Annotated in this window: 23 protein-coding genes and 5 tRNA genes; 7 read left to right on the top strand and 21 right to left on the bottom strand. The window is 71.0% G+C overall.

Annotated elements, in window-relative coordinates; genetic code table 11:
* Positions 1 to 4: 4 nt before the first annotated feature.
* Entirely contained in the window at positions 5 to 1,816 is a 1,812-nt protein-coding gene (locus ACFV20_RS20020) for a DAK2 domain-containing protein (protein ID WP_385658329.1), read from the bottom strand.
* Between the two features lie 269 nt (positions 1,817 to 2,085).
* Between ACFV20_RS20020 and rpmB the strand changes: the two genes are divergently transcribed.
* Positions 2,086 to 2,271, top strand: coding sequence for a 50S ribosomal protein L28 (gene rpmB / locus ACFV20_RS20015; RefSeq protein WP_004924906.1), 186 nt, complete (start codon positions 2,086 to 2,088; stop codon positions 2,269 to 2,271).
* A gap of 110 nt (positions 2,272 to 2,381) precedes the next feature.
* Here rpmB and thiD read toward each other — a convergent pair whose 3' ends face one another.
* Both thiD and ACFV20_RS20005 read right to left on the bottom strand, forming a co-directional pair.
* Positions 2,382 to 3,179: a bifunctional hydroxymethylpyrimidine kinase/phosphomethylpyrimidine kinase gene (gene thiD / locus ACFV20_RS20010; protein ID WP_385658327.1), complete on the bottom strand. Its 798-nt coding sequence runs from the start codon at positions 3,177 to 3,179 to the stop codon at positions 2,382 to 2,384.
* The gene (locus ACFV20_RS20005) at positions 3,176 to 4,141 is read right to left on the bottom strand and encodes a thiamine-phosphate kinase (protein WP_366711291.1); all 966 of its coding nucleotides are present in this window, start codon (positions 4,139 to 4,141) and stop codon (positions 3,176 to 3,178) included. Before ACFV20_RS20005 ends, thiD begins: the two co-directional genes overlap by 4 nt.
* Before the next feature lie 206 nt (positions 4,142 to 4,347).
* Between ACFV20_RS20005 and ACFV20_RS20000 the strand changes: the two genes are divergently transcribed.
* A complete protein-coding gene (locus ACFV20_RS20000) occupies positions 4,348 to 4,581 on the top strand; it encodes an Lrp/AsnC family transcriptional regulator (RefSeq protein ID WP_030851968.1) in 234 nt (77 codons plus the stop codon).
* A gap of 20 nt (positions 4,582 to 4,601) precedes the next feature.
* Positions 4,602 to 5,129: a DUF3515 domain-containing protein gene (locus tag ACFV20_RS19995; RefSeq protein ID WP_385658325.1), complete on the top strand. Its 528-nt coding sequence runs from the start codon at positions 4,602 to 4,604 to the stop codon at positions 5,127 to 5,129.
* 21 nt (positions 5,130 to 5,150) lie between these two features.
* Here ACFV20_RS19995 and ACFV20_RS19990 read toward each other — a convergent pair whose 3' ends face one another.
* Genes ACFV20_RS19990 through ACFV20_RS19980 form a run of 3 tightly spaced genes read right to left on the bottom strand, consistent with a single transcriptional unit; the run spans position 5,151 to position 8,166 of the window.
* Positions 5,151 to 6,308, bottom strand: a complete 1,158-nt coding sequence (locus tag ACFV20_RS19990) for a D-alanine--D-alanine ligase family protein (protein WP_385658324.1) — start codon at positions 6,306 to 6,308, stop codon at positions 5,151 to 5,153.
* Between the two features lie 59 nt (positions 6,309 to 6,367).
* Positions 6,368 to 7,378 (bottom strand): NAD(P)H-dependent glycerol-3-phosphate dehydrogenase, encoded by a 1,011-nt coding sequence (locus ACFV20_RS19985; protein WP_385658323.1) that lies wholly within the window; start codon positions 7,376 to 7,378, stop codon positions 6,368 to 6,370.
* Positions 7,375 to 8,166: a lysophospholipid acyltransferase family protein gene (locus ACFV20_RS19980; protein ID WP_385658321.1), complete on the bottom strand. Its 792-nt coding sequence runs from the start codon at positions 8,164 to 8,166 to the stop codon at positions 7,375 to 7,377. The genes ACFV20_RS19985 and ACFV20_RS19980 overlap by 4 nt, the downstream gene beginning before the upstream one ends.
* Positions 8,167 to 8,324: 158 nt before the next feature.
* Between ACFV20_RS19980 and cofC the strand changes: the two genes are divergently transcribed.
* Positions 8,325 to 8,963: a 2-phospho-L-lactate guanylyltransferase gene (cofC, locus tag ACFV20_RS19975; protein ID WP_385658320.1), complete on the top strand. Its 639-nt coding sequence runs from the start codon at positions 8,325 to 8,327 to the stop codon at positions 8,961 to 8,963.
* A 9-nt stretch (positions 8,964 to 8,972) separates the two neighbouring features.
* The gene (locus ACFV20_RS19970; RefSeq protein ID WP_385658318.1) at positions 8,973 to 9,176 is read left to right on the top strand and encodes a hypothetical protein; all 204 of its coding nucleotides are present in this window, start codon (positions 8,973 to 8,975) and stop codon (positions 9,174 to 9,176) included.
* Positions 9,177 to 9,247: 71 nt separating this feature from the next.
* Here ACFV20_RS19970 and ACFV20_RS19965 read toward each other — a convergent pair whose 3' ends face one another.
* The 4 genes from ACFV20_RS19965 to leuC all read right to left on the bottom strand — a co-directional run bounded on the left by ACFV20_RS19965 (position 9,248) and on the right by leuC (position 12,561).
* Positions 9,248 to 9,889, bottom strand: a complete 642-nt coding sequence (locus ACFV20_RS19965) for an HU family DNA-binding protein (RefSeq protein WP_359154955.1) — start codon at positions 9,887 to 9,889, stop codon at positions 9,248 to 9,250.
* A 136-nt stretch (positions 9,890 to 10,025) separates the two neighbouring features.
* The gene (locus ACFV20_RS19960; protein ID WP_385658317.1) at positions 10,026 to 10,256 is read right to left on the bottom strand and encodes a hypothetical protein; all 231 of its coding nucleotides are present in this window, start codon (positions 10,254 to 10,256) and stop codon (positions 10,026 to 10,028) included.
* A gap of 277 nt (positions 10,257 to 10,533) precedes the next feature.
* Positions 10,534 to 11,127 (bottom strand): 3-isopropylmalate dehydratase small subunit, encoded by a 594-nt coding sequence (leuD, locus tag ACFV20_RS19955; protein ID WP_385658315.1) that lies wholly within the window; start codon positions 11,125 to 11,127, stop codon positions 10,534 to 10,536.
* Between the two features lie 6 nt (positions 11,128 to 11,133).
* Complete coding sequence (gene leuC / locus ACFV20_RS19950; protein WP_385658313.1) at positions 11,134 to 12,561, bottom strand: 3-isopropylmalate dehydratase large subunit; 1,428 nt, start codon at positions 12,559 to 12,561, stop codon at positions 11,134 to 11,136.
* A gap of 195 nt (positions 12,562 to 12,756) precedes the next feature.
* On the opposite strand from leuC, the gene ndgR reads away from it, so the two are divergent.
* On the top strand, positions 12,757 to 13,473 hold the full coding sequence (ndgR, locus tag ACFV20_RS19945; RefSeq protein WP_184988622.1) for an IclR family transcriptional regulator NdgR: 717 nt from the start codon (positions 12,757 to 12,759) through the stop codon (positions 13,471 to 13,473).
* A 213-nt stretch (positions 13,474 to 13,686) separates the two neighbouring features.
* Here ndgR and ACFV20_RS19940 read toward each other — a convergent pair.
* The 11 genes from ACFV20_RS19940 to ACFV20_RS19890 form a co-directional block, all read right to left on the bottom strand.
* Positions 13,687 to 13,759: transfer RNA gene (locus ACFV20_RS19940), tRNA-Glu, on the bottom strand.
* A gap of 28 nt (positions 13,760 to 13,787) precedes the next feature.
* A tRNA-Gln gene (locus tag ACFV20_RS19935) sits at positions 13,788 to 13,859 on the bottom strand.
* Between the two features lie 20 nt (positions 13,860 to 13,879).
* Positions 13,880 to 13,952 (bottom strand) — tRNA-Glu (locus ACFV20_RS19930).
* Positions 13,953 to 13,999: 47 nt separating this feature from the next.
* Positions 14,000 to 14,072: transfer RNA gene (locus ACFV20_RS19925), tRNA-Glu, on the bottom strand.
* Positions 14,073 to 14,093: 21 nt separating this feature from the next.
* Positions 14,094 to 14,165: transfer RNA gene (locus tag ACFV20_RS19920), tRNA-Gln, on the bottom strand.
* Positions 14,166 to 14,255: 90 nt separating this feature from the next.
* Complete coding sequence (locus ACFV20_RS19915; RefSeq protein WP_385658311.1) at positions 14,256 to 14,987, bottom strand: HAD family hydrolase; 732 nt, start codon at positions 14,985 to 14,987, stop codon at positions 14,256 to 14,258.
* Positions 14,988 to 15,016: 29 nt separating this feature from the next.
* Positions 15,017 to 16,951, bottom strand: coding sequence for a FlgD immunoglobulin-like domain containing protein (locus tag ACFV20_RS19910; RefSeq protein ID WP_385658310.1), 1,935 nt, complete (start codon positions 16,949 to 16,951; stop codon positions 15,017 to 15,019).
* Positions 16,948 to 17,232 (bottom strand): hypothetical protein, encoded by a 285-nt coding sequence (locus ACFV20_RS19905; protein WP_385658308.1) that lies wholly within the window; start codon positions 17,230 to 17,232, stop codon positions 16,948 to 16,950. The genes ACFV20_RS19910 and ACFV20_RS19905 overlap by 4 nt, the downstream gene beginning before the upstream one ends.
* Before the next feature lie 174 nt (positions 17,233 to 17,406).
* On the bottom strand, positions 17,407 to 18,891 hold the full coding sequence (gene gltX / locus ACFV20_RS19900; protein WP_385658306.1) for a glutamate--tRNA ligase: 1,485 nt from the start codon (positions 18,889 to 18,891) through the stop codon (positions 17,407 to 17,409).
* Positions 18,884 to 19,660: a fumarylacetoacetate hydrolase family protein gene (locus ACFV20_RS19895; protein ID WP_385658305.1), complete on the bottom strand. Its 777-nt coding sequence runs from the start codon at positions 19,658 to 19,660 to the stop codon at positions 18,884 to 18,886. The genes gltX and ACFV20_RS19895 overlap by 8 nt, the downstream gene beginning before the upstream one ends.
* A gap of 195 nt (positions 19,661 to 19,855) precedes the next feature.
* A complete protein-coding gene (locus ACFV20_RS19890; RefSeq protein WP_053668778.1) occupies positions 19,856 to 20,047 on the bottom strand; it encodes a hypothetical protein in 192 nt (63 codons plus the stop codon).
* A gap of 606 nt (positions 20,048 to 20,653) precedes the next feature.
* Here ACFV20_RS19890 and ACFV20_RS19885 point away from each other — a divergent pair.
* The coding region (locus ACFV20_RS19885; protein ID WP_385658302.1) for a nitrate- and nitrite sensing domain-containing protein at positions 20,654 to 22,941 on the top strand (2,288 nt) is incomplete at its 3' end.

Here is a 22,941-nt window from a genome sequence, read left to right as displayed (position 1 = left end):
GGGCCTACTCCACGCCGATGAGGAGCAGGGCCCCTTGCCGTCCGCCCCGGTACAGCACCGTGTCGACGGCGAGGTAGCCCTCGCGGACCCGGCCCTCCAGGTGCTCGGCGACGGTGTCGGGGACGTCGTCGCCGAGGACCAGGGTGACCATCTCTCCGCCGGCCGAGAGCATGCGGTCCAGGACGGCCTCGGCGACGACCGTGACGTCCGAGCCGATCACGACCACGTCCCCGTCGATCAGGCCCAGGACGTCGCCGGCCTGGCAGATGCCCGCCATCGTCCAGGACTGCCGTTCGGCGACGGTGACCTCGGCGTAGCGGGTGGCCCCGGCGGCCGAGGTCATGGACACGACGTCCTCGTCGAAGCGGCGGTCCGGCTCGTGCACGGCCAGCGCCGCGATGCCCTGGACCGCCGAGCGGGTCGGGATCAGGGCGACCCGGACGCCCTCCGCGCGGACCTGCTCGGCGGCCGCCGCAGCCGTGTGCCGCAGGTCGGCGTCGTTGGGCAGCAGCACGACCTCGCGCGCGTGGGCCCGCCGTACGGCCTGGACGAGCTCGCCGCTCGCGGGCGGCTCCCCGGGGCGGGCGAGCACGGTCGTCGCACCGGCCTCCGCGTACAGCCCGGCCAGCCCCTCACCGGGCACGACGGCCACGATCGCCCGCTCGGCTCGCTCCCGTGGCGGCCGCTCGGCGCCGGTGGTGTGCACGTCACCGGCTCCGAAGTGCGTGATGCGGATGCGGTGGGGGCGCCCGGCCTCGATGCCGGCCTCGACAGCGGCGCCCGCGTCGTCGACATGGACGTGCACGTTCCACAGCCCGTCGCCGCCGACGACGACGAGGGAGTCCCCGAGGGCGTCGAGCCGCTCCCGCAGCCGCTCCACGGCCGTGTCCTCGGCGTCCAGGAGGTAGATCACCTCGAAGGCGGGCCCCTCCGCTCCGGGCACCGCGACGGCGCCGTCGGCACCCTCGCCCGGGCCACTGCCCGTGCCTTCGCCGGTGCCGGCGAGATCGCACTCGCCGGTGCCGCCGTCGACGGGCGCGGAGCCCACGGAGGAAGCAGGGCCCGGGGAGGAAGCAGGGCCCCCGAAAGCGGTTGCCGAAGTCCCCACCACCCCTCGCGCCCTCTCCCCCGTGAACGTCTCCACCAGCGCCCCGAGCACCGCGACCAGCCCCCGTCCCCCGGCGTCGACCACCCCGGCGCGCTCCAGGACGGGCAGCTGGCCCGGGGTCGCGGCGAGGGCCGTGCGGGCTCCGCCGTAGGCCGCCCGGGCCACGGTCCCGCAGTCGCCCTCCGCGGCGTCCGCGGCTTCGGCGGCGGCCGAGGCGACCGTGAGGACCGTGCCCTCGACGGGGTGGGCGACGGCCCGGCGGGCGGAGTCGGCGGCCTGCCGCAGGGCGAGCCGCAGACCGCGGCCGTCGGCGGGGGCGTCCTCGTCGGCCAGCACCTGGGCCATGCCGCGCAGCAGCTGGGCGAGGATCGTCCCGGAGTTCCCGCGGGCGCCGATGAGCGCGCCGTGCGCCATCGCCCGGGCGGCGTCGGCGAGCGTCGGGCCCTCGGAGCCCGTGGCACCGGACCCGGCGGCGTCCAGGCCCGTCGCGCTCACCGGTCCCGCCGCGTGCCCCGCGAACACCGCCTCGACCGCCGCGGCCGCCGACTCCAGGGTCAGATACAGGTTGGTGCCCGTGTCGCCGTCCGCCACCGGGTAGACGTTGATGGCGTCGATCTCCTCACGCGCCCGCCCCAGTGTCTCCAGCGCGAGACCGCACCAGGTGCGCACCGCGAGAGCATCGAAGAATGTCTGCGGCACCTGCGCCACCGCGCCTCCTAGAGCTGCTGGACGTGGCACGCAGCGTAGACCCCGGGGCGGTGTCCACCGGAAGCGGGAGGGGACCGGGCCCCTGAGCTGCCGTGGTAGTTTCGCTCTACGGGTGCAGCCGTTGTATGCTGCTCCGGTTGCCCGATCCGATCGGGCCTTCCCCCTGGCAACGCCACTCAGATTTCGACCGGCTCGTTCAGAGCCCGAGAGTCTCGATCCCGGCCTGCCGGGATCAACCGTAAGTGCATCTGAAGTCTTTGGAGTGACCCGTGGCTGCCAACTGCGACGTCTGCGGCAAGGGGCCGGGCTTCGGCAACAACATCTCGCACTCGCACCGCCGTACGCCCCGTCGCTGGAACCCGAACATCCAGCGTGTGCGTACCGTGGTGGGCGGGACGCCGAAGCGCGTGAACGCTTGCACCTCGTGCATCAAGGCCGGCAAGGTCTCGCGCTGACGCTCAGCTAGCGCGCAACCACTGCTGGTTCGCTGCAGAGCCGGTCCACCTCTGGTGGGCCGGCTCTTTGCCGTGCCTGATCGGCGTCGGCCCCGCGCCGGGGCCGGTCGTCAGGGTTCGGGGGTGGCCCGCGAGCGCCAGCCGTGATCCACCGGCCCGATGCCCCCGCCGAGCGCGAACCCGGCGGCGACGGCGCCCGTCACGTACTCCTTGGCCGCCGCCACCGCCTCGGGCACGGACTGTCCCTTGGCGAGCTGGGAGGCGATCGCGGAGGCGAGGGTGCAGCCGGTGCCGTGGGTGTGACGGTTGTCATGCCGCGGCGCCCGCAGCCAGTGCTCCTCGGAGCCGTCCGTGAGCAGGTCGACGGCGTCCCCGGGCAGGTGCCCGCCCTTGATCAGCACCCAAGCCGGTCCGTAGGCCAGGACGGCCGCCGCGGCCTGCCGCATCTCCCCCTCCGAGACGACCCGGACGCCCGCGATCTGGGCGACCTCGTCGAGATTCGGAGTGGCGATCGTCGCCACCGGCAGCAGCTTCGTACGGACGGAGTCCAGCGCGGAGGCGGCGAGCAGGGCGTCGCCGTGCTTGGAGACACCGACCGGGTCGACGACCGCCGGGGCGTCCGTCCCGGCGATCAACTCGGCGACCGCCTCCACGAGTTCCGCGGAAGCCAGCATCCCCGTCTTGACCGCCCGGACGCCGATGTCGTCGACGACACTGCGGTACTGCGCCCGCACGGCCTCCACGGGCAGTTCCCAAGCGCCCTGCACGCCGAGGGAGTTCTGCGCGGTCACCGCCGTGACGACGCTCATGCCGTGCACGCCGAGCGCGAGCATCGTCTTGAGGTCGGCCTGGATGCCCGCGCCGCCGCCGGAGTCGGAGCCCGCCACCGTCAGGACGGTGGGGATCATGACTCCACGTCCCCGAAGTGGTCCCAGCCGCCCTTGCTGGTCCACGGCGCCCCGTCGACCGTCACCTGGGGCAGCGCCGAGGGGTTGAGGACCTCGCCGATGACCTTCCAGCGGGCGGGCAGCTTCACGTCCGGCGGGAAGGTGGCCACGATCGCGTGGTCCTCTCCCCCGGTCAGCACCCACTGCATGGGGTCGACCCCGACGGCCTGCCCGATGTCGTTCATCTGGGAGGGGATGTCGATCGCCCCGGAGCGGATGTCGATCCGCACCTTGCTGGCCTCGGCGATGTGCCCGAGGTCCGCGATCAGCCCGTCGCTGACGTCGCACATCGCGGTCGCGCCGAGCCCCGCGGCGGCCGGACCGGCGTGATAGGGCGGCTCCGGGCGCCGGTGGGCCTCCACGAACGCCCGCGGGGAGCGGAACCCCCGGGACAGCACCGCGTACCCGGCCGCCGACCAGCCGAGCCAGCCGGTCACCGCGACACGGTCGCCGGGCTGGGCGCCCGCCCGCGTCACCGGCTCCTGGTTGCGCAGATCGCCGAGGGCGGTGATCGACACCATGATCGAGTCGCCGCGTACGACGTCTCCGCCGACCACGGCGGCTCCGGCCACCTGGCATTCGTCGCGCAGGCCGTCCATCAGCTCGCTCGGCCAGGTCACCGGCAGCTCGGCCGGGACGACCAGGCCGAGCAGCAGCGCGGTCGGCACGGCACCCATGGCGGCGATGTCGGCGAGGTTCTGCGCGGCCGCCTTGCGGCCCACGTCGTACGCCGTCGACCAGTCGCGCCGGAAGTGCCGGCCCTCCACGAGGATGTCCGTGCTCGCCACGACCCTGCGGTCGGGAGCGGCCACCACGGCGGCGTCGTCGCCGGGGCCGACCCGTACCGCCGGAGTGGTGGTCAGACGGGAGGTGAGCTCCCTGATGAGCCCGAACTCACCGAGCTCACCAACAGTGCCCTTCATTGCCCTTTCTCCCCTTCTGTCCCTGTCCGTTCCCGGTCGCGAGGCATCTCGGTCCTCGCTACGGTCGAAGTGACCGTCAAGTTCTGCCGGCCTCGCACCCCGGCGCGCACAACCCGGTCCCCGCGGGTCTCCCCGCGGCGAGCGGCGACGCGATACCGTGGCGTTCCTTTTCCCCACATGATCCTCGTGGCCGCCCTGGAGGTTCCGTGGTACAGGCGTACATCCTGATCCAGACCGAGGTCGGGAAGGCCTCGGTCGTCGCCGAGACGATCAGCAAGATCCCTGGGGTCATCCAGGCCGAGGACGTGACGGGACCCTACGACGTCATCGTGCGGGCCCAGGCCGACACCGTCGACGACCTCGGCCGCATGGTGGTCGCCAAGGTCCAGCAGGTGGACGGCATCACCCGCACCCTGACCTGCCCGGTCGTCCATCTGTAGCCCCCGTCTACCCTGAGCCGGTGAACTCTTTCCGTCACCGGCACCCTTGTGTCTCCCGCGTGTTCCGCGTGTTCCGCCTGCCCGCTGTCGCGCTGTTGATCACTGTTGCGGGCTGCTCCTCAGCAGACGACAGCGCGTCGGCGGCGGTTCCCAGTCCGGACGCGAAGGTCGCGGGACTGTGCCGGAACCTGGACAAGGTACTGCCCGCGACGGTGGACGGTGAGCGCCGTGAGGATCCCGAACCCGCGTCGGCGCTGACGGCGGGCTGGGGCAGCCCGGCGATCATACTGCGCTGCGGTGTGCCGCAGCCGCCGAAGATGGTCGACCCGAAGGTGGCCGAGGGACGGGATCCGGATGCCGTCGCCGGGGGCGTGAACGGGGTCGACTGGCTGATGGAGGAGCAGGACGGCGGGGGGCACCGGTTCACCACCGCCAACCGGGAGGCGTACGTCGAGGTCCGGGCGCCCGAGGGCGTGGACAGTTCCGGTGTGCTGATCGATCTGGCCGCGGCAGTGAAGAAGGCGATCCCCAAGGGGATCGCCTCCTGAGCACCGCGCCTCAGAGCGGGTTCACCGCAGGCCCGTGGACCTGCGCAGCGCCGCCTGCACCAGCCGGTCGATGAGCTCCGGGTAGCTCACCCCGCTCGCCTGCCACATCTGCGGGTACATCGAGATGGGCGTGAAGCCGGGCATCGTGTTGATCTCGTTGATCACGAACTCGCCGTCCTCGGTGAGGAAGAAGTCCGCGCGGACCAGACCCTCGCAGGACGCCGCGTCGAACGCGTCGACCGCCAGGCGCTGGACCTCGGCCGTCTCCTCGGGCGTGAGGGGCGCCGGGACGAGACCCGGGGTGGAGTCGATGTACTTGGCCTCGAAGTCGTAGTACGCCTGCGCCTCGGGCGGCGGGATCTCCGCGGGCAGGGAGGCCCGGGGGCCGTCCTCGAACTCCAGGACGCCGCACTCGATCTCGCGGCCGCGCAGGGCGGCCTCCACGAGGATCTTCGGGTCGTGGCGCTGGGCCTCGGCGATGGCCTCGTCGAGGCCGGAGAGGTCGTCGACCTTGGTGATGCCGATCGACGAACCGGCCCGCGAGGGCTTCACGAACAGCGGCCAGCCGTGCTCGCCCGCGAAGTCGACGATCTTCTTGCGGGCGGCGGCCTGATCCTGCTCCCACTCACGGGGACGCACCACCACGTACGGGCCGACCTTCAGCCCGAACGAGGTGAACACCCGCTTCATGTACTCCTTGTCCTGGCCCACGGCCGAGGCGAGCACACCCGAACCCACGTACGGGACGCCGGACAGCTCCAGGAGGCCCTGGAGGGTGCCGTCCTCGCCGTACGGGCCGTGCAGCACCGGGAAGACCACGTCGACCTCGCCGAGCGCCTTGGGGACCGATCCCGGCTCGCTGTAGAGGACTTCGCGGTCGGCGGGGTCGACGGGGAGGATCACTCCGCCCTCGGCGGACTCGGCCAGCGCGTCGACGCTCGGCGGGCGCCGGTCGACGATCGCCATCCGCTCCGGTTCGTCCGCCGTGAGCGCCCAGCGCCCGTCCTGGGTGATGCCGATCGGCAGGACGTCGTACTTCGTCCGGTCGATGGCCTTGAGGACGGCGCCGGCGGTGACCACGGAGATCCCGTGTTCGGAGCTGCGTCCGCCGAACACGACGGCCACACGCGGCTTGCGAGGCGGCTGCTCGGGGCTCTGGGGGAGGTTCTCGGTGCTCATATCGCGTTGAGAGTACCCGTTGGTAGGGCCGGTAGTAAGCGCCGCCGGCCTCGCGTCGCTCAGCGTCGTTCGGGCTTCGCGCTGCGCGACATCAGCTCCTTGAGGGCCACCACGGGGGGCTTGCCCTCGTGCACGATGCCGACGACCGTCTCGGTGATGGGCATGTCGACGCCGTGCCGGCGGGCCAGGTCGAGCACCGACTCGCAGGACTTGACGCCCTCGGCGGTCTGCTTGGTGACCGCGATGGTCTCCTGGAGGGTCATGCCCTTGCCGAGGTTGGTGCCGAAGGTGTGGTTGCGCGACAGCGGCGAGGAGCAGGTGGCCACCAGGTCGCCGAGGCCGGCGAGTCCGGAGAAGGTCAGCGGATCGGCGCCGAGGGCCATGCCGAGCCGGGTGGTCTCGGCGAGGCCGCGGGTGATGAGGGAGCCCTTGGCGTTGTCGCCGAGTCCCATGCCGTCCGCGATGCCGACGGCGAGCCCGATGACGTTCTTCACGGCTCCGCCCAGTTCGCAACCCACCACGTCCGTATTGGTGTACGGGCGGAAGTACGGCGTGTGGCAGGCGGCCTGGAGCCGCTGGGCGACGGCCTCGTCGGTGCAGGCCACCACGGCGGCGGCCGGCATCCGCGCGGCGATCTCCCGCGCCAGGTTGGGCCCGGTGACCACGGCGATCCGGTCCGGGCCGACCTTGGCGACGTCGTCGATGACCTCGCTCATCCGCATCGCGGAGCCGAGTTCGACGCCCTTCATCAGGGACACCAGGACCGTGTCGGGGGCCAGCAGCGGGCTCCACTCGGCGAGGTTGCCGCGCAGGGTCTGCGAGGGGACCGACAGCACCGTGAAGTCGGCGTCCGCGGCGGCCTCGGCGGGATCGGTGGTGGCCCGGACGTTCTCCGGGAGCTCGACGCCCGGGAAGTAGTCGGGATTGGCCCGCGTGGAGTTGATCGCCTCGACGACCTCCGGGCGGCGCGCCCACAGGGTGACCTCGCACCCCGCATCGGCGAGCACCATGCCGAAGGCCGTACCCCACGAACCGGCGCTCAGGACCGCCGCCTTGACCGGCTTGCTCACTTGCCCAGCCCCTCTTCCTGCACGGTCTGTCCGGACTTCTGGTGCGCCTGCGTCTGCGCCTGGGTGCGGCGCCGCTGCTCGATCCGCTCCCGGCGCGGGTCGTACGGCGTCTCGGGCGCCTTCTCGCCGCGGATCTGCTCCAGCTGGGCGGTGACGGCGGCCATGATGACCTCCGTGGCCTCCTTCAGCAGCTCCGCGGTCATCTCACGGTCGTAGAACCGCGCGAGGTCCACGGGCGGCCCGGCGAGCACGCGATGCGTCTTGCGCGGCAGCAGGCTGGGCTTCTTCGCGTACGGCGGCAGCAACTCGTTGCAGCCCCACTGGGCCACGGGGATCACCGGGCACTTGGTCTGCAGGGCGACGCGCGCGGCCCCGGTCTTGGCGGTCATGGGCCAGCCGTCCGGGTCGCGGGTGAGGGTGCCCTCCGGGTAGAAGGCGACGCATTCCCCGCGGTCCACGGCGTCGATCGCGGCGCGGAAGGCGCTCAGCGCGTCCGTGCTCTCGCGGTAGACGGGGATCTGCCCGGTGCCCCGCATCGCGGCCCCGACGAATCCCTTCTTGAAAAGTCCGCTCTTCGCGAGGAATCGCGGGACGCGCCCGGTGTTGTACTGAAAGTGCGCGTAAGCGAAGGGGTCGATGTGCGAATTGTGGTTCACCGCGGTGATAAATCCACCCTCTGCCGGAATGTGCTCCATTCCACGCCAGTCCCGCTTGAGCAGAACCACCAGCGGCGGTTTGCAGATCACCGCGGCGAAGCGGTACCAGAAGCCGATTCTGCGGCGGGGCACGCGGACACCTTCCTCTAGGGCGTGAAGCCGGGGCCACGGGGGGCCGCACAAGTGTCGCCCCAGGCCGCCGGTCTGTCGAGAACACCGTACGCCCCGGCACGCCGCCCGCCCGAGGCCCCGGGTGACAATGACCGCGACAAGAGGAGGACGGAACACCCGTGCAGTGGACCCTGGTCGTACCCCTGAAGCCCCTGGCCGAGGCCAAGAGCAGGCTTGCGGACACCGCGGACGACGGGCTGCGGCCGGACCTGGCGCTGGCCTTCGCGCAGGACACGGTGGCGGCCGCGCTGGCCTGTCCGGGCGTGGGCGATGTGGCAGTCGTCACGGACGACGCCCGGGCGGGCCGTGAGCTGGCCGCACTGGGTGCGGCGATCGTCCCCGACGAGCCGGGCGGCGGTCTCAACGCCGCCCTCGCACACGCGACGCGCTCCGTACGGTCCGTCCGCCCGGCCCGTGCGGTGGCCGCGTTGAACGCCGATCTGCCGGCTCTGCGTCCCGAGGAATTGTCCCGGGTACTCGATGCCGCCGCGGAATTCCCGCGTGCTTTTCTCCCGGACGCGGCCGCAATCGGCACGACTCTGCTCGCCGCCGCCCCGGGCCGGGAATTGCGCCCGGCCTTCGGCCCGGACTCCCGGGCCCGGCACCGCGCGTCGGGCGCCGTGGAACTGTCCCTCTCCGCGGTCGATTCCGTCCGCCAGGACGTGGACACCGGCGACGACCTGCGCAGCGCGCTGGCCCTGGGGGTGGGACCTCATACGGCCGCGGCCGCCGCGCGGTTGCTGATTCCCGGGCAGTAGGCTGCGGCCATGCAGGCGACCGCGTACACGTACGACCCCGAGAGCCGCAGCGGGCAGGTGCTCCTGGACGACGGCACCCCGGTGCCCTTCGACGCGGCCGCGTTCGACGCCGGGGGGCTGAGACTGCTGCGCCCGGGCCAGCGGGTGCGCATCGAGGTGGAGGGGGCGCGGGACGCGCCGCGGATCACTCTGGTGACTCTGCAGACCCTCTGATCACACGCTGAACACGCCGCGGGCCGGACTCCGTACGGAGTCCGGCCCGGCGCGTGAGTACCCCAGTGCCCTTACTTCTTGCGGGCGGTGGTCTTCTTGGCGGTGGTCTTGCGCGCCGTCGACTTCTTGGCGGGGGCCTTCTTGGCCGTGGCCTTCTTCGCCGGGGCCTTCTTCGCGGTGGTCTTCTTCGCGGCGGTGGTCTTGGACGTCGCCGTGGTCTTCTTGGCGGGCGCCTTCTTCGCGGTGGTCTTCTTCGCGGCCGCGGTCTTCGTCGTGGCCTTCTTCGCCGTCGTCTTCTTGGCGGCGGTCTTCTTCGCGGCGGCCGACTTGGTGGTCGCCTTCTTCGCGGCGGCCTTCTTGACCGTCGCGCCGGCACCGCCGGTCAGGCTGCCCTTCGGCGCCTTCTTCACGGAGACCTCGCCGCCGCGCGGGAGCTTCTTCGAGCCGCTGACCAGGTCTTTGAAGCCCTGACCGGCGCGGAAGCGCGGAACGGAGGTCTTCTTGACCCGAACCCTCTCGCCCGTCTGGGGGTTACGGGCGTACCGAGCCGGACGGTCGACCTTCTCGAACGAACCGAAGCCGGTGACCGAGACCCGCTCACCCGAGACGACCGCGCGGACGATGGCGTCCAGGACATGGTCGACAGCGTCGGCGGCCTGCTGGCGGCCGCCCATCTTGTCGGCAATCGCTTCTACGAGCTGCGCCTTGTTCACGTCTTCCCCTTCGGAGACATCGCCAGAACGAAAGTGTTCAAGCTTTTTCGCACGTTAGGCAGATATATACCGCAAATCAAACACGAAACGGGCTTATCACCCTTGTGCCGCAACGAACTCGACGGTGTCGAAGGGTTCAGCGTTCCTCGCCGGGGAGACGTCCCTCGTCGAGGTCCGCATTGAACCGCTCCAGCCGCCTTGCCGCGTCGGCGAGATCGTGCTTGGCCGCGGCCGTAATGACCAGCAGCTTCCGGGTCAGCGCCATCCGTACGCCCTCCGGGACTTGCAGTGCGCGCACCCTTGTGTGCGCTTCCTTGAGTTGGTCCGCGACTGCCGCATAGAGCTCGAGTTGGCCGTCGTGTTCCATGCACAGATTGTGCCATCTGGGGCGAGTTGTCGCCTGCGCAGGGGACAACTGCCGCCTCGGACGGCCTTCCCGGCACACGTGGAAGTCACGGCTGTACTCCTCGCGTACCCCAGCAACCACCTGCTTAACGTGGGAAGTTGGCAGCGGAACAGCGGGTGGGCAGGGCCGTTCGGGTGCAGAGACGGCTGTACCCCCGATCGGGCTGATCGGGGGTACAGAGGGGGTGTTGTCGTGGCCGAAAGTCGCCTTGTTCAGAGGCGGTGGGCCGTGCCCGGGGTCAGACCGGGAGGGTCCGCGGCTTGAACGTGGGGCGCTTGGCCTCGTAGGCGGCGATGTCGGCCTCGTTCCGGAGAGTGATCGAGATGTCGTCGAGGCCGTTCAGCAGCCGCCAGCGGGAGTTCTCGTCGAGCTCGAAGGGGGCGGTGATGCCTTCGGCGCGCACCTCGCGGCTCTCCAGGTCGACGGTGATCTCGGCCTGCGGGTCCTTCTCGGTGAGCTCCCACAGCGCGTCGACGGTCTGCTGCTCCAGCACCACCGTGAGCAGGCCGTTCTTGAGCGAGTTGCCGCGGAAGATGTCGGCGAAGCGCGAGGAGATCACGGCCTTGAAGCCGTAGTTCTGCAGGGCCCACACGGCGTGCTCGCGGGAGGAGCCGGTGCCGAAGTCGGGGCCGGCAACCAGGACGGTCGCCCCCTGCCGTTCGCTCTGGTTGAGGATGAACGCCGGGTCCTTGCGCCAGGCCTCGAACAGCCCGTCCTCGAACCCGTCGCGCGTGACCTTCTTGAGCCAGTGGGCGGGGATGATCTGGTCGGTGTCGACGTTGCTGCGGCGCAGCGGGACGGCCCGGCCGGTGTGAGTGGTGAAGGCTTCCATGACTGTTCAGACTCCAGCGGGCGTGACGGCGTCGGCGGACAGGTCGGCCGGGGAGGCCAGGTGGCCCAGGACGGCGGTGGCGGCGGCGACCTGGGGCGAGACCAGGTGGGTGCGGCCGCCCTTGCCCTGCCGGCCTTCGAAGTTGCGGTTGGAGGTGGACGCCGAGCGCTCACCGGGGGCGAGCTGGTCCGGGTTCATGCCCAGGCACATCGAGCAGCCCGCGTGCCGCCATTCGGCGCCGGCCTCCTTGAACACCACGTCCAGGCCCTCGGAGACGGCCTGCAGGCCCACCCGCGCCGAGCCCGGCACGACCAGCATCCGTACCCCGTCGGCGACTTTGCGGCCCTTGAGCAGCTCGGCCGCCGCGCGCAGGTCCTCGATACGGCCGTTGGTGCACGAGCCTACGAAGACGGTGTCCACCTTGATGGAACGCAGCGGCTGCCCGGCCTCCAACCCCATGTACTCCAGGGCCTTTTCGGCGGCGAAGCGCTCCGATGCGTCTTCGTACGAAGCGGGGTCGGGGACGGACGCCGAAAGCGGTGCGCCCTGCCCCGGGTTGGTCCCCCAGGTGACGAACGGCGACAGCTCGGAGGCCTCGATGACCACCTCCGCGTCGAACTGCGCGTCCTCGTCGGTCTTCAGCGTCTTCCAGTAGGCGACGGCGGCGTCCCAGTCGTCGCCCTCGGGGGCGTGCGGGCGGCCCTGGAGGTAGGCGAAGGTGGTCTCGTCCGGGGCGATCATGCCCGCCCGGGCACCGGCCTCGATGGACATGTTGCAGATGGTCATCCGCGCTTCCATCGACAGCTTCTCGATGGCCTCGCCGCGGTACTCCAGGACGTAGCCCTGGCCGCCGCCGGTGCCGATCTTCGCGATGATCGCCAGGATCAGGTCCTTGGCGGTGACGCCCTCGGGCAGTTCGCCGTTGACCGTGATCGCCATGGTCTTGGGGCGGGTCATCGGCAGCGTCTGGGTGGCCAGCACGTGCTCGACCTGGGAGGTGCCGATGCCGAACGCCAGCGCGCCGAAGGCGCCGTGGGTGGAGGTGTGGGAGTCACCGCACACGACGGTGGTGCCGGGCTGGGTCAGACCCAGCTGCGGGCCCACCACGTGCACCACGCCCTGCTCGACGTCGCCCAGCGGGTGCAGACGCACTCCGAACTCGGCGGCGTTCTTGCGCAGCGTCTCCAGCTGCACCCGCGACACCGGGTCCGCGATCGGCTTGTCGATGTCCAGGGTGGGGGTGTTGTGGTCCTCGGTCGCGATGGTGAGGTCCAGGCGGCGCACGGTACGGCCGCTCTTGCGCAGACCGTCGAAGGCCTGCGGGCTGGTCACCTCGTGCAGCAGGTGCAGATCGATGAAGAGAAGGTCGGGCTCGCCCTCCGCGCGCCGGACGACGTGGTCGTCCCAGACTTTCTCCGCGAGTGTCCTACCCATCGCTGTTCCCTCCGGCCGGCGACGATCCGCCGACCCAACTAGAGATCTTGAGGAGGCGGTGCCCGTACCCCGGATTCCGGGCACACACCGCCAGGCCCTTACGTCACGGGCCGTTGTGACTTCGTGATTCCAGGGTGGCGCGTTCCATGGAAAATTGAACTTGCGTTTCACAGAGTGAGACGGGAGTATCGTTGCATGGACAACAGTAGCGGCGTCGGCGTTCTGGACAAGGCGGCCCTCGTCCTGAGCGCTCTGGAGTCCGGTCCGGCCACCCTCGCGGGTCTGGTCGGTGCCACCGGACTGGCACGACCCACGGCCCACCGTCTGGCCGTGGCGCTGGAACACCACCGCATGGTGGCGCGCGACATGCAGGGCCGTTTCATTCTCGGCCCTCGCCTGGCCGAGCTCGCCGCGGCCGCGGGTGAGGACCGTCTCCTCGCCACCGCCGGCCCGGTGCTCACGCATCTACGGGACATCACGGGCGAGAGCGCGCAGCTCTATCGCCGCCAGGGCGACATGCGCATCTGCGTCGCCGCGGCGGAGCGTCTGTCCGGCCTTCGGGACACGGTGCCGGTCGGTTCGACGCTCACGATGAAGGCCGGCTCCTCGGCGCAGATCCTGCTGGCCTGGGAGGAGCCGGAGCGGCTGCACCGGGGGTTGCAGGGGGCGCGCTTCACGGCGACGGCCCTGTCGGGTGTGCGGCGGCGTGGCTGGGCACAGTCGATCGGTGAGCGGGAGCCGGGGGTCGCGTCGGTGTCGGCGCCGGTGCGGGGGCCGTCGAACCGGGTGGTCGCCGCCGTGTCGGTGTCCGGGCCGATCGAGCGGCTGACGCGGCACCCGGGGCGGATGCATGCGCAGGCTGTGATCGACGCCGCCGGGCGCCTCTCCGAGGCGTTGCGGCGCACCGGCTGAGCCGACGGAGCGTTTCGGGAGGGGCCGGCCTCAACGCCGCGGCGGGCCTTTTTCCGACTCAGCGCCGGGGCAGGCGCGGTTTCGCGGTCGAGTGCGGGCCGCCAGAGGTTGATCGCGCGGGCCGTCAGGGCTTGATCGCGCGGTTCCCCGCGCCCTCAAGAAGGCACGTACGCGAAAGGCCCCTCACCGAAGTGAGGGGCCTTTCGCCATGTGTACCCCCGACCGGATTCGAACCGGCGCTACCGCCTTGAGAGGGCGGCGTGCTAGGCCGCTACACAACGGGGGCCTGGACACTGCGTTTCCGCAGGTCCGAGCTGGTCTACCTGGACTCGAACCAAGACTAACTGAACCAGAATCAGTCGTGCTGCCAATTACACCATAGACCAATGTGGTTTAGACCAGTCAGTACCCCCGACCGGATTCGAACCGGCGCTACCGCCTTGAGAGGGCGGCGTGCTAGGCCGCTACACAACGGGGGCCCTAGCAGTCCCGAGACGATCGTCGAACTGCTGATCTTCGGAACCAGTACCCCCGACCGGATTCGAACCGGCGCTACTGCCTTGAGAGGGCAGCGTGCTAGGCCGCTACACAACGGGGGCGATGCAGATGAGCTCTGCGAGCTGGCCTACCTGGACTCGAACCAAGACTAACTGAACCAGAATCAGTCGTGCTGCCAATTACACCATAGGCCACTGGAACGCAATCCCCCGAGGGGTTCGTGTTCTAGCTTTGCGCCTGGGGTTCCGGCCTTCCGGCCCGCTCCCCGCGGCGCAGGAAGAACATTACCCGAAGGTGGACGGGGCTCCAAAACGAGTATCGGAGCCCAGCAGGGACGGCAGTTCGGCGAGGGAGGCGATGCGGTGCGGCCCGACGGGCGGTTCGATCGTGGCGTACAGGCCGCCGCGGTCGATCCACACCGACAGCAGTCCCGCGTCGGCCGCGCCCCGCCCGTCGATCTCCGGGTGGTCACCGACGTAGGCGACCTGGTGCGGCGGGAGCCCGAGGAACGCGCAGGCCGCGAGGAACGCACCGGGCTCGGGCTTGGAGACGCCGAGCTCGGCCGCGCACAGGATGGTCTCGAAGCGGTCGTGGACGCCGAGGGCGCGCAGCTTGCGGTCCTGGACGTGGAGGCTGGAGTTGGAGAGCACGGCGTGCCGGTGGCTGGCGGACAGGGCGTCGAGGACGGGCAGGACGTCCGGGAACAGGGCCCAGACCGCCTCGTAGTGGGTGACGTACCGCTGGAACCAGGCGTCGGCCTCGGTGTCGGTGAGGTCCTGGTCCAGGAACGCCCGGACGCGGTCGCGTCGCTGGCCCTCGAAGGTGGCCTCGCCGGCCGAGAAGCGCGCCCACTGCAGTTCGGTGGTCCTCCGCCAGTGGTCGACGGCCTGTTCGACGCTGTCGTAGCGGTCGAGCAGGCCCTCGGCCGTGAGGTGGGCGCGCATGCCGAGCCGGTCGGCGGTGGTGTAGTCGAAGAGGGTGTCGTCGACGTCCCAGACCACGGCGCGGATGCTCATGCCCCGACCGTACCCACCGCGGCTCGCTCTCAGCCCAGGTTCATGGTGCCGGAGAGGGTGAGGTCGGGGCCCTGGTCGTCGCGGGGGTGGGCGGTGAGTTTCCAGGTGAACGCGCCGCCCGAGGTGCCGCCGCCGCTGTCGGTGGTGCCGTCCCAGGCCGGGCGTACGGCGGCTCCGGTGGAGGCGCCGGTCAGGGTGCGGACGGTCTTGCCGAAGGCGTCGGTGAGGGTCAGGGTCCAGGTGGAGGGCTTGTTCAGCTGCCAGACCGGTGCCCAGGGGAAGGCCTTGCCGATCACGGACGGCGAGTAGACCTGGGCCTCCATCTGCGCGAGGGGCGAGGTGGGGACGCCGCTGGGGACGATCGAGACCTCGCCGTACGTGCCGTTGAGGTAGGCGATGGGGCCGCCGAAGCGGTCGACGGCCCAGCGGCCGTTGCTGCCGCCGGTGTTCTGGTCCGTGGCGGGCAGCTTCACCAGGGTGCGGGTGGTGGCCGTGCCGGTGTGGAAGTCGGTGAGCAGCAGTTCGTGGGTGGTGCGGTTCTCGCGGAGCAGGAAGCCGTCGGCGAGCCGGGCCGGCCCGAGGTCGGCGGGGACCGTGATCTTGCGGTGGGTGGCACGGTCGTAGACGCCGGCCGAGGTGCCGCAGGACCAGTACAGCCAGGTGTTGACGGCCTGGATGTCGGTGGGGGTGCACGGGGCGCCGGTGGCGATGGTGGTGGTCGTGCCGGTCTTGAGGTTGCGGCCGGCGACCTGGCCCTGGGCGCTGCCCGGGGCCCACAGGGTCTGCCCCCACACGGCGGCGGCGGTGCGGTCGCGGGTGAGGGCGGTCTCGCCGGCGGTCGCGGCGCGCGGGAAGTCGACGACCCGCTGCTTGCCGGAGGCGCCGTTGTAGAGCAGGTACCGGCCGGTGCCGCTGCCGACGCGGCCCCCGGAGTCGCCGTCCGTGGACGCGCTGAGGACGGTGGTGGTGTCGAGGCCGACGGTGCTGACGGACTCCTGGCCCGTCTCACTGGTCCACAGGTGGCTGACGCGGCCGTCGCCGAGGGCCTCCAGCTGGGGGCAGGCGGCGTCACCGGTGAGACAGGTGGGCGCGTTCAGAGCGGGGCTGCGGCGCGTCTGCGGGCCGCTGGGACGCCCTGCGGCGTCCAGCTGGAAGCTGCTGTAGCGCAGCGAGGCACCGGGCGTCGCTCCGTAGAGGAACAGCTCGCCGCCGGCGACGGTCAGTCCCTCGACGCCGGTCGCCGCGGCGGGGACCCGGGCCACCTCAGCGGTGGTGAGGCCGCCGCTGCCGTCGGGGGTGATCCGGTGGATGTTCCAGTCGAGGCTGGAGGGGCCCGCGGTGGCGAGGGCGCCCCCGTCGAGGGTGGGGCCGATGCCGCCGAACGACGAGGGGAGCACGGTGGTCGTCGCGCCGGTGACCAGGGAGCGGGCGGTCAGCGCGGCCTCGGTGCCGCCCAGCACGAAGGCCGGGTTGCCGATCAGGAGCTGGTCGCCGACGACGGCCTCGAGCTGGGCGTCGGTACTGGTCAGGGCGGTGGGCTCGGTGCCGGGTCCGGCGTCCACCCGGATCGCCTTCCAGTCGGCGACGAGCCAGCGGTCGTTGAAGGCGAGCTGCGGGGTCGCGGTGTCGCCGGTGACGTACGTGCGGAACGTACCGTCGGACAGGTCGACCAGGCCCACGGACGTCTTGCCGTCCAGCGCGTAGACGATCGCGAGGCGGGTGACCGAGCCGCCGGTGCGGTAGAGGACGGGGCGGGCGCCCGCGGGGAAGCCGGTGACCGGGGTGTCCACGGTGAGGGTGCCGTCGACGGTGCGCAGCAGGTGCAGGGCGCCGGTGCCGTCCACGGTCAGCACGCTCCAGCCGACGGCGGCGCGGTAGGCCTGGCCGGTGGGGATCGTGACGGTGGCGGTGACGCCCGTGGAACGGTGCTTCTGGGCGACGGTCCGGCCGTCCCGGGTGTTCACGACGTCGGTGCCGGTGGCCAGGTCGTCCGGGCCGGCGTGGGCGGGCGGGACCGTGCCGGGGTAGTCGACCGTGGTGACCGAGGTGGTGCCCGGGCGGTACTGGAAGCCGACGCGCCGGCCCAGGGGTAGTCGACGGTCACGCGCTTCTCGGTGACGAGGCGCACCGTGCCGGCCGGTTCGTCGACCGCGGGCGCCGCCTGCGCGGGTGCGGTCAGCACCGTGCAGGCCAGGGCCATGGCCCCACCGACGGCCGCGCGGACGAGTCTTCGTGAACGGATCATGCTCTCTCCCCCAGGACCAGGGCGCACACGCGCACCGTGCGCACAGAGGGCATCCAACGTCCCCTCCTGAGACGGGAGTTGGCCGGATGGGTGAACTCCGGGTGACGGCTGGGAGGACACGGCGAGGGCGGCGCCCGAAGCGGACGCCGCCCTCGCGGTGTGAGATGTCGCGCGTTACGCGGTCAGCTTCGCCAGCGCCGCGTCGATCCGGGCCAGGGTGGTCTCCTTGCCCAGGACCTGAAGGGACTCGAACAGCGGCAGACCGACCGTACGGCCGGTGACGGCGACGCGGACGGGGGCCTGGGCCTTGCCGAGCTTCAGGCCGTGCGCCTCGCCGGCGGCCAGGACGGCCTCCTTCAGCGACTCGGCGGAGGTCCAGTCGGCGGCCTCGAGCTTCTCGCGGGCCGTGCGCAGCAGGGCGTCCGAGCCCTCCTTCATCGCCTTGGCCCAGGAGGCCTCGTCCTCCACCGGCTCCGGCAGGAACAGGAAGTCGACGTTGTCGGTGATCTCGGAGAGGACCTTGAGGCGGGTCTGCGCGTGCGGCGCGATGGCTTGCCACTTGGCCTCGTCGAAGGCCTCCGGGGCCCAGGGGGCGAACGGCGCCTGGAGCCAGGGGCGGCAGCGCTCGGTGAAGTCCTTCACGTCCAGCATGCGGATGTGGTCGGCGTTGATGGCCTCGCACTTCTTCAGGTCGAAGCGGGCCGGGTTGGGCTGCACGTCGGAGATCTCGAACGCCGCGACCATCTCGGCGATGGAGAAGACGTCCTGGTCGGCCGAGAGGGACCAGCCGAGCAGCGAGAGGTAGTTGAGCAGCCCCTCGGGGAGGAAGCCGCGCTCCCGGTAGAGGTTGAGGGAGGACTGCGGGTCGCGCTTGGAGAGCTTCTTGTTGCCCTCGCCCATCACGTACGGCAGGTGGCCGAAGGACGGGATCTCCTTGGCGATGCCGAGCTCGATCAGCGCCTTGTAGAGGGCGATCTGGCGGGGGGTGGAGGAGAGCAGGTCCTCGCCGCGCAGGACGTGGGTGATCTCCATCAGGGCGTCGTCGACCGGGTTGACCAGCGTGTACAGCGGGGCGCCGTTGGCACGCACGATGCCGTAGTCCGGGACGTTCTCCGGGGTGAAGGTCAGCTCGCCGCGGACCAGGTCGGTGAAGGTGATCGTCTCGTCGGGCATCCGGAAGCGGACGATCGGCTCGCGGCCCTGGGCCTGGTACTCCTCGACCTGGGCGGCGGTCAGCTCACGGCAGTGGCCGTCGTAGCCGGAGGGCTTGCCGGCGGCGCGGGCGGCCTCGCGGCGGGCGTCCAGCTCCTCCTGGGAGCAGTAGCAGCGGTAGGCGTGGCCGGCGTCGAGCAGCTTCTGCGCGACGTCCTGGTAGAGGTCCATGCGCTGCGACTGGCGGTACGGCGCGTGCGGGCCGCCGACCTCGGGGCCCTCGTCCCAGTCGAAGCCCAGCCAGCGCATCGAGTCGAGCAGCTGGGTGTAGGACTCTTCGGAGTCGCGGGCGGCGTCGGTGTCCTCGATACGGAAGACCAGGGTGCCCTGGTGGTGCTTGGCGAACGCCCAGTTGAACAGGGCGGTGCGGACCAGGCCCACGTGGGGGTTGCCGGTGGGTGAGGGACAGAAACGGACGCGTACTTCAGTGCCGGATGCGCTAGCCACGCTTGACAACCTTGTTGGTGAGAGTGCCGATGCCTTCGATGGTGACGGCGACCTCGTCGCCGACGTTCAGGGGGCCGACCCCAGCCGGGGTGCCCGTGAGGATCACGTCGCCGGGGAGCAGCGTCATGGCCTCGGAGATGTTGACGATCAGGTCCTCGACGGAGTGGATCATCTCGCTGGTACGGCCGAGCTGGCGCTGCCGGCCGTTGACCGTGAGCTGGATGGTGAGGTCGCTCGCGTCCAGGTCCGTCTCCACCCAGGGGCCGAGCGGGCAGGAGCTGTCGAAGCCCTTGGCGCGGGCCCACTGCTTCTCGCGCTTCTGCACGTCGCGGGCGGTGATGTCGTTGGCGCAGGTGTAGCCGAAGATCACGTCCTTGACGCGCTCGCGCGGGACCTCGCGGCACATCCGGCCGATGACCACGGCCAGCTCGGCCTCGTGGTGGACCTCCTCGGAGAACGAGGGGTACTGGATCTCGTCGCCGGGGCCGATCACCGAGGTGGACGGCTTGAAGAAGGCGAAGGGGGCCTCGGGCACCTCGTTGCCCAGCTCGCGCGCGTGCTCCGCGTAGTTGCGGCCGAAGGCCACGACCTTGTTGGGGAGCACCGGCGGCAGCAGCCTGACCTTGCCGACCGGCACCTTCGTGCCGGAGAGCTCGAAGTCCGCGAACGGGATGCCCTTGATGATGTTCAGGACGAGTTCGTCCTGCTTGTCGCCCTCGATGGCGCCGAAGGCGACGTTCCCGTCGATGGAGAACCTGGCGATGCGCACGGGTTGCTTGGCCCCTTGACTGAAGCGGCTGGAGTCTGACGGTCCAGGCTAACGCGGGGAGGTGACCTCGCCCCGCGCATTACGCGGCGGCGCCCCCGGCACGCACGAAGGGGCGCCCCACCATGGGGGCGCCCCTCGCAGATCCGGTTTCCGGCGCCCTGAGCATCCGGCGGCCGGCGCGCGTACTAGCGGGTGTCACTCCGCGGCCGCGGCGGCCGCGACGGGGATCTCCATGAGGACGGTGCGCTTGGGGTTTGCGGTCTGGGCCGGCAGGTCGACGGGGTGCTCCGGCTGCTCCGGCGTCTGCAGTTCGTCGGCGTCGTTCAGGTGTGCCAGCGTCGTGCGTCGCGGGTTGGCGATCTTGTGGAACATCGTCGTCGTCTTCACTGTTTACTTGACCCTGTCCTGTGACGGGCGCCGGGAGGGTGCGTGTGAACCCCCGTACGGGCGCGGGTTGTCGATGGTGCCATCGCTGTAAAGCGTCAGGCTAAACATCCGATTCCCCGGCCCTGATGCGCAGAGGGCATGATCGGCGTGTGAGTTTCCTCACGAGTCAGAGGACGAATCGGTCAATCCGGACTCGCATCCCACCCCTACGAAACGGACATTGGCCCCCTGAAGCCATCATTCCGCTCCTGATCATGGCGACTGGGACACCCGGCACGGCTCGACGACTCGCGGGCATACGCCCGAAATAGGCGAACTCGCTTTCTACGACCGGTGATCCGGCACTCACGTGGTGTCACCTACATCACGGCTCGGCCTACGGGCCTTGTTGCTGATCCTGTGCTGTGCTGGAATCTCACGGACCGCCGCAGGGTCGAGCCGGCGCACAGGGGGCGCACAGTCGCGCCGAGTGGCGGTGAGAAGGGGGAGCCAGCGCCGGTCACTCACGACCACCACGGGGGCGTAATTCAGGGCGTCCCCAGAACGCCGACACCGTGCTCCGTCGTTTCAGGCGACGGGGTGCCTGGTCCAGAGGTTGCGACGCTAGTGCAGGGACGTTTCAAGAGGGATGGCAGCGCTTCGGCGGAGCCGGAGCCGCACGGCGGGACTGGCCCCGTGAAAGGCGGCCCCGCGCCCCAGCACGCCCAGAACCAGGGCCCTGCGGGCGACGGCGGTGAGCGCTCAGGGCGCCCCGGTGCATCGGCCCCCTCGGGGCCCGGAAGCCCCTCGTCGGCGCTGAAGCCGCCGACGGGTCCGACCGGCCCCGGGCCGCGAATAGCCCTGCGCAACTGGCGCATCTCCACGCGACTGGTGTCGCTGCTCGCCCTCCCGGTGGTCGCGGCCACCTCGCTGGGCGCGCTGCGTATCGACCAGTCCATGGACGACATCCAGCAGCTCGACAACATGAAGCTGCTGACCGACATGACCAAGCAGGCCACCGAGCTGTCGGCCGCGCTCCAGGAGGAGCGTGACCAGTCGGCCGGCCCGCTGGCGCACGGCGGCAAGGCGAGCGACTTCACGGTCAAGGGACTTCGCGAGAAGACCGACCGGGCGAGGAAGAACTTCCTCGACAGTTCCGAGGAGATCGACGGCGCCAGCAAGGACGGCAACCTCAGGGGCGTGCGCGAGTACCTCGTGCAGCTCGCCGGCGAGCTGGGCGACCTGGAGCAGATCCGCAAGAGCGCCTACGCCTCCGAGGACAACTCCACGCAGACGATCGAGGCGTACCACCGTCTGATCGAGAACCTGATCGACCTCTCCCAGGACATGGCCGAGGCGACCAGCAACCCGGACATGATCCAGCGCACGCGTGCGCTCGCGGCGTTCTCCTCCGCCAAGGAGTACTCCTCGATCCAGCGCGCGGCCCTCGCGGCGGCACTGCCCGCGAGCAACACCACGACCGGCAAGCTCTCGCCGAACGACCGGCTCTACGCCGAGTCCGCCCTGGAGAGCCAGAAGTCCGAGATCCGCAGCTTCAAGAGCATCTACGGCGAGGACGCCGCGGCCGAGCTGCTGCAGCCCATCGAGGACGGCGGCAACTCCACGATCAAGGCGACCGACACCTACGCCGGCCGCGCCCTGGTCTCCGCGAGCGGTCTCGCCCAGCAGGACAAGCGGTCCTACCGCGACTGGCTGGACGACAGCTCCACCAAGATCCAGCAGATGAAGAACATCGAGCACACGCTGCTCGAGGAGATGGAACAGAAGGCCCGTGAGCTGCGCAGCGCCACCGAGCGCGACGCGATCATCTCCGGTGCCCTGATCCTCATCGTGCTCGGTGTGTCGCTGGTCGGCGCCTTCGTCGTGGCGCGGTCCATGATCCGCTCGCTGCGCCGCCTGGAGGACACCGCGACGAAGGTCGCCTCCGACCGTCTGCCCGAGCTGGTCAAGCAGCTGTCCGAGTCCGACCCGCAGGACGTCGACACCTCCGTCGAGTCGGTCGGTGTGCACTCCCGGGACGAGATCGGCCGGGTGGCCGCGGCCTTCGACGACGTGCACCGCGAGGCGGTCCGCCTCGCCGCCGAGCAGGCCCTGCTGCGGGGCAACGTCAACGCGATGTTCACCAACCTCTCGCGCCGCTCCCAGGGCCTGATCCAGCGCCAGCTGTCGCTGATCTCCGAGCTGGAGTCCCGCGAGGCCGACCCGGATCAGCTGTCCTCGCTGTTCAAGCTCGACCACCTCGCCACCCGCATGCGCCGTAACGGTGAGAACCTCCTCGTCCTCGCGGGTGAGGAGCCCGGCCGCCGCTGGACCCGTCCGGTGCCGCTGGTCGACGTGCTCCGCGCCGCCGCGTCCGAGGTGGAGCAGTACGAGCGCATCGAGCTGGCCTCCGTGCCGACCACCGAAGTGGCCGGCCGCGTGGTCAACGACCTCGTGCACCTGCTCGCCGAGCTGCTGGAGAACGCGACCTCCTTCTCCTCGCCGCAGACCAAGGTCAAGGTCACCGGTCACGCCCTGCCCGACGGCCGGGTGCTGATCGAGATCCACGACACCGGTATCGGCCTGTCGCCGGAGGACCTGGCGGCGATCAACGAACGGCTCGCCTCTCCCCCGACGGTGGACGTCTCCGTCTCCCGCCGCATGGGTCTGTTCGTGGTCGGCCGGCTGTCCCAGCGGCACGGCATCCGCATCCAGCTTCGCCCGTCCGACTCCGGTGGTACGACCGCGCTGGTCATGCTGCCCGTCGACGTCGCCCAGGGCGGCCGCAAGCCCCAGCCCAAGCAGCCCGGCCAGCCGCCGTCCGGCGGCGGTCCGGCCGCCGCCCAGGCGGCCGCCGGTGCGGCCGCGGCGCGGCGTGCCGCCGGGGCCGGCCAGGGGGCCGGTGCCCTCGGGGC

This window comes from Streptomyces sp. NPDC059696, from assembly GCF_042733745.1.
GTDB lineage: Bacteria > Actinomycetota > Actinomycetes > Streptomycetales > Streptomycetaceae > Streptomyces.
This window is presented reverse-complemented; position numbering and strand designations above follow the sequence as displayed.

Excerpts from the sequence above, each read along its gene's own strand:
- ACFV20_RS20005 (WP_366711291.1), bottom strand. The coding sequence starts at position 4,141 with ATGAAGGGCACTGTTGGTGAGCTCGGTGAGTTCGGGCTCATCAGGGAG.
- ACFV20_RS19905 (WP_385658308.1), bottom strand. The coding sequence starts at position 17,232 with ATGATCCGTTCACGAAGACTCGTCCGCGCGGCCGTCGGTGGGGCCATG.
- ACFV20_RS19915 (WP_385658311.1), bottom strand. The coding sequence starts at position 14,987 with ATGAGCATCCGCGCCGTGGTCTGGGACGTCGACGACACCCTCTTCGAC.
- leuD (WP_385658315.1), bottom strand. The coding sequence starts at position 11,127 with ATGGAAGCCTTCACCACTCACACCGGCCGGGCCGTCCCGCTGCGCCGC.
- leuC (WP_385658313.1), bottom strand. The coding sequence starts at position 12,561 with ATGGGTAGGACACTCGCGGAGAAAGTCTGGGACGACCACGTCGTCCGG.
- ACFV20_RS19970 (WP_385658318.1), top strand. The coding sequence starts at position 8,973 with ATGCAGGCGACCGCGTACACGTACGACCCCGAGAGCCGCAGCGGGCAG.
- ndgR (WP_184988622.1), top strand. The coding sequence starts at position 12,757 with ATGGACAACAGTAGCGGCGTCGGCGTTCTGGACAAGGCGGCCCTCGTC.
- ACFV20_RS19960 (WP_385658317.1), bottom strand. The coding sequence starts at position 10,256 with ATGGAACACGACGGCCAACTCGAGCTCTATGCGGCAGTCGCGGACCAA.
- ACFV20_RS19990 (WP_385658324.1), bottom strand. The coding sequence starts at position 6,308 with ATGAGCACCGAGAACCTCCCCCAGAGCCCCGAGCAGCCGCCTCGCAAG.
- thiD (WP_385658327.1), bottom strand. The coding sequence starts at position 3,179 with ATGATCCCCACCGTCCTGACGGTGGCGGGCTCCGACTCCGGCGGCGGC.